Raw genomic sequence first — 3,631 nt, 5'->3', positions numbered from 1 at the left:
TCTAATGCTGAAAAATAAAATAGTGTGTCTGCTACCAAGCTGTAAGTTGTATCCCAAACGTGGGTATTGCTGTAGGCGATCATAATATCCTTGGGCGAATCCACAAACATGGAATCACAGGTGAGAGTCTGATCATCTTTTAGCATGGATACATTGCCGAATAAAAAGCCCTGTTCGGATCCTTTATTGAACCGGGCCCAGTCACAATTCATGACCATTTCACCTTTGTGGAAAACGACATTCCCTTTCAGGTATTGCATGGATATGCCATCAACAGTAATGTTTTCCAGAACGTCGGCTCGCTTCAGGCGCAGGCGATCATCTTGGGCGGTGGTGATTGAAAGGGAAAACAGGAAAATCAGGAGACCTGAATTTTTTAAATTTCTTCCCTTTGGGAGTGAGTGAGTTCTATAGGTGAAAAACCGCATTATTTAGAATAGCGTTTGGGCCAAATTTCTTTTAGCCGTTCTCGGATGTATTCTTCATATCCTAACTCAGTAGGGTTATAAAATGTTTCCTGCTTTCCTTCCGGAAAATAATCCATATCCACAAAATGATTGGGATGGTTATGGGGATAATTATAATCTTTGCCGTAATCGAGGGATTTCATCAAACCTGTGGGCGCATTTCGCAAATGGAGGGGGACGCCCGGGGTGCCTTCTGAGGATATCTTTCCCATAGCCAAATTCACTGCCATATAACTGGCATTGGATTTTGGCGCGGCCGCCAAGTAGGTAGTAACTTGCGATAAAATGATAGATGCCTCCGGCATACCAATCATATGAACCGCCTGGAATCCAGATGTGGCAATGGTAAGACCTTTTGGATCCGCATTCCCAATATCTTCTGAAGCTAGAATAATGAGGCGACGTGCGATGAATTCGGGTTTTTCGCCACCCTCTAGCATGACCGCCAGCCAATAGACTGCCGCATCGGGATCACTGCCGCGGACAGATTTGATGAAAGCGGAAATAGCATCATAATGGTAATCACCCGTTTTATCATATAATTGTGTTTTACTTTGTAGTGCTTCATTGAGGATTTCGATAGAAAGTACACTTTCCCCCCCAGCAAGACTGACAGCAAGTTCAAGCGTATTGAGCATTTTTCGGGCGTCGCCTCCAGCGGATTGGACCAGCATCGATTTAACATCTTTACTGATTTCGACTCTTCCCTTTGATAAAATGATGTCATTTTTAATAGCGCTGTCCAAAACGGCGTTGAGTTGTTCTTCGGTAAGATGCTTGAGGGTTAAAACGCGACAGCGGGATAGGAGGGGAGAAATGACTTCGAAAGAGGGGTTTTCTGTTGTAGCACCAATAAGTGTAACAACACCTTCTTCCACCGCATGAAGCAGGGCATCCTGTTGGGACTTACTGAAACGGTGGATCTCATCAATAAATAAAATGGTGGACCGTCCTAAATCACGATTGGCTTTTCCCTTTTCAATAACTTGTCGCAAATCCTTCACACCGCTGGATACGGCCGATAATTCATGAATTTCAGCTTTTAAACTATTGGCAATAATCCGCGCCAGGGTTGTTTTTCCTGTCCCCGGCGGACCCCAGAATATGAGTGAAAATAATTGGTCATTTTCTAATAACTTGGAAAGGATTTTTTGATCATCAACAAGATGGGATTGACCGATAAACCCAGACATAGTTTTTGGTCGGATGCGGTCTGCCAATGGCGGCAAGTGTTGATTAAATAAAGACGGTGTGGCTGACATAGTCGAATATAATGATTTTCACGTGGAGAAATTTACGGTAAATCCGATTAGCCAAAAGATGTAAACTTGGGCCCTTCAAATGGAGAACTAATATGAAATTAAAATGGCAAATACCGGCAATGGCAATTTTACTGCTTGTGGCCGGATGCAGTAAGGAAGATGAAGTGATGGATGGCGAATTGATTATAGAAGATATTGTAGTTGGCAAAGGCACGGAAGCGGTCAAACATAGTATTGTAACTGTAAATTATACCGGTTGGTTAGAAGATGGGAAAAAGTTTGATTCCTCTTTGAATCCGGGTCGGAGTCCTTTTCGGTTTACCGTTGGCGCTGGTCAGGTAATCCAAGGCTGGGATGAAGGAATATCCGGGATGAAAGTGGGTGGCAAACGCAAATTAACCATACCGCCGAATATGGGATATGGAAACCGCGATAATGGTACTATTCCAGCAAACTCTGTGCTGATTTTTGAGGTGGACTTACTGGTTGTAGAATGATTACACTTTGGTCTGTGTAGCAACAGATTTTTCTACAGTTAGGCAACCTCAGGAATTTTATTGGCCGACGAAATAAGAAATTCATATAGATCAATTTACAATTTGCCGTATCAATACACGGTAAGGGCAAAAGTATTGTTTGGACAAAAAATTATGCGTTTCAAACAATGGGAAATGGATCGCATTGCAGATTACATCCAGAAGCACGCCAACGGCGGACCAATCTTGGATGTGGGTTGTTCTACCGGACATATGATTGAAGTATTATCGAATCGGTTCGGTGCCCACCGTGTCCATGGGGCAGATATTCATTTAGATTCAGTTAAACGTAATCGTCGTGTTTTTGATCAAAATGAATTTCACCACATTCAAAATGGTTTTTTTAATGAAAATGCCGGTCGTTTTAATGCAGTGACACTTATGCATGTTTTGGAACATGTGGATCATCCAATCCAAACACTAAAAGAAGTTAAAACACTTTTATCCGATGATGGTATTTTAGCAGTGAGTGTACCCATGGAAAGGGTCAGGGGAGATGCAGCTTTATTTGAAAATATGCTGAATATGGGCCGCGGTAAATTTGTCAATGTTCATGTTCGGAAATACAACTATAATCGATTAGTGAATGAAGTAAAAGAGGCTGGCCTCGACATTTTAGATTATCGCTTTAATCACTCATTTATTCCAGAATCGAATCGGAAAAGATTCGCCAACCATAGTTTAATTTTATATACAAAAAATTCCCAATAAAAATCGGGACTTAATGCCAAAATAGACGGTCGTTTTTTTATCGTAATTTGAAAATATTTTTTTTGCCTTTCCCTTAAGTGATCGTCCAACATTCGGACTATCTTTTAATAAGAGTCAATTTTTCTTTAAAACACAAAATGGATGGAGTATTTATAATAAGATCAAATGTATTGATGGCATTAGTTTCAATTATAATTGGACTAACAAGTTGGAGTTGTGAAGATGATAAGGCCGAACCTGATCAAAAAGAATATTGCATTGTTTGGGATAAGATAAAAGTATGGACCCAAAATGACACAGGTACAAACCTTACGACTGAAGCCGGTTGGATAGAAAGGGTTGCAATAACAGAAGAATTGGTTGCTTCACTTCCTTCAGAATGGAAAGAAATTGGTGAAAAATATTTAGTGATTGTCCGTGCTCGGGCTGAACTTCTTGCTTCTTACGATTATATATCAATTACGGAATTGCCTGCAGATGTTCGTAGTGCTTTCATTTCTAAGCATTTTGATGCGCAACAAGAAGCAAATACATTAATAGATTTTATAAAAAGTGAATGTGAATGATTCTGCATTATACGTTTTAAAAATAAAATAAAGAAGTTTGAGCCAGTGATTGGATTTGAACCAACGACCTGTTCTTTACGAAAGAACTG

The 3,631-nt window shown here is 40.4% G+C and carries 5 protein-coding genes; 3 read left to right on the top strand and 2 right to left on the bottom strand.

What is annotated here, in order from left to right:
• Together HN459_06075 and HN459_06070 are read right to left on the bottom strand one after the other, a co-directional pair.
• Positions 1-428, bottom strand: a 428-nt coding sequence (locus HN459_06075; GenBank protein MBT3479016.1) for a hypothetical protein, incomplete at its 3' end; no start/stop codon positions are given.
• Positions 428-1,729, bottom strand: a complete 1,302-nt coding sequence (locus tag HN459_06070) for a replication-associated recombination protein A (protein MBT3479015.1) — start codon at positions 1,727-1,729, stop codon at positions 428-430. The genes HN459_06070 and HN459_06075, both read right to left, overlap by 1 nt.
• A gap of 92 nt (positions 1,730-1,821) precedes the next feature.
• Here HN459_06070 and HN459_06065 point away from each other — a divergent pair, with 92 nt between their 5' ends.
• From HN459_06065 to HN459_06055, 3 genes are all read left to right on the top strand, one after another.
• Positions 1,822-2,226, top strand: coding sequence for a peptidylprolyl isomerase (locus tag HN459_06065; GenBank protein MBT3479014.1), 405 nt, complete (start codon positions 1,822-1,824; stop codon positions 2,224-2,226).
• A gap of 153 nt (positions 2,227-2,379) precedes the next feature.
• Positions 2,380-2,976, top strand: a complete 597-nt coding sequence (locus HN459_06060) for a class I SAM-dependent methyltransferase (protein ID MBT3479013.1) — start codon at positions 2,380-2,382, stop codon at positions 2,974-2,976.
• Between the two features lie 173 nt (positions 2,977-3,149).
• Positions 3,150-3,542 (top strand): hypothetical protein, encoded by a 393-nt coding sequence (locus tag HN459_06055; GenBank protein MBT3479012.1) that lies wholly within the window; start codon positions 3,150-3,152, stop codon positions 3,540-3,542.
• Positions 3,543-3,631: the final 89 nt, after the last annotated feature.

Source organism: Candidatus Neomarinimicrobiota bacterium (genome assembly GCA_018647265.1).
GTDB lineage: Bacteria > Fidelibacterota > Marinisomatia > Marinisomatales > TCS55 > TCS55.
This window is presented reverse-complemented; position numbering and strand designations above follow the sequence as displayed.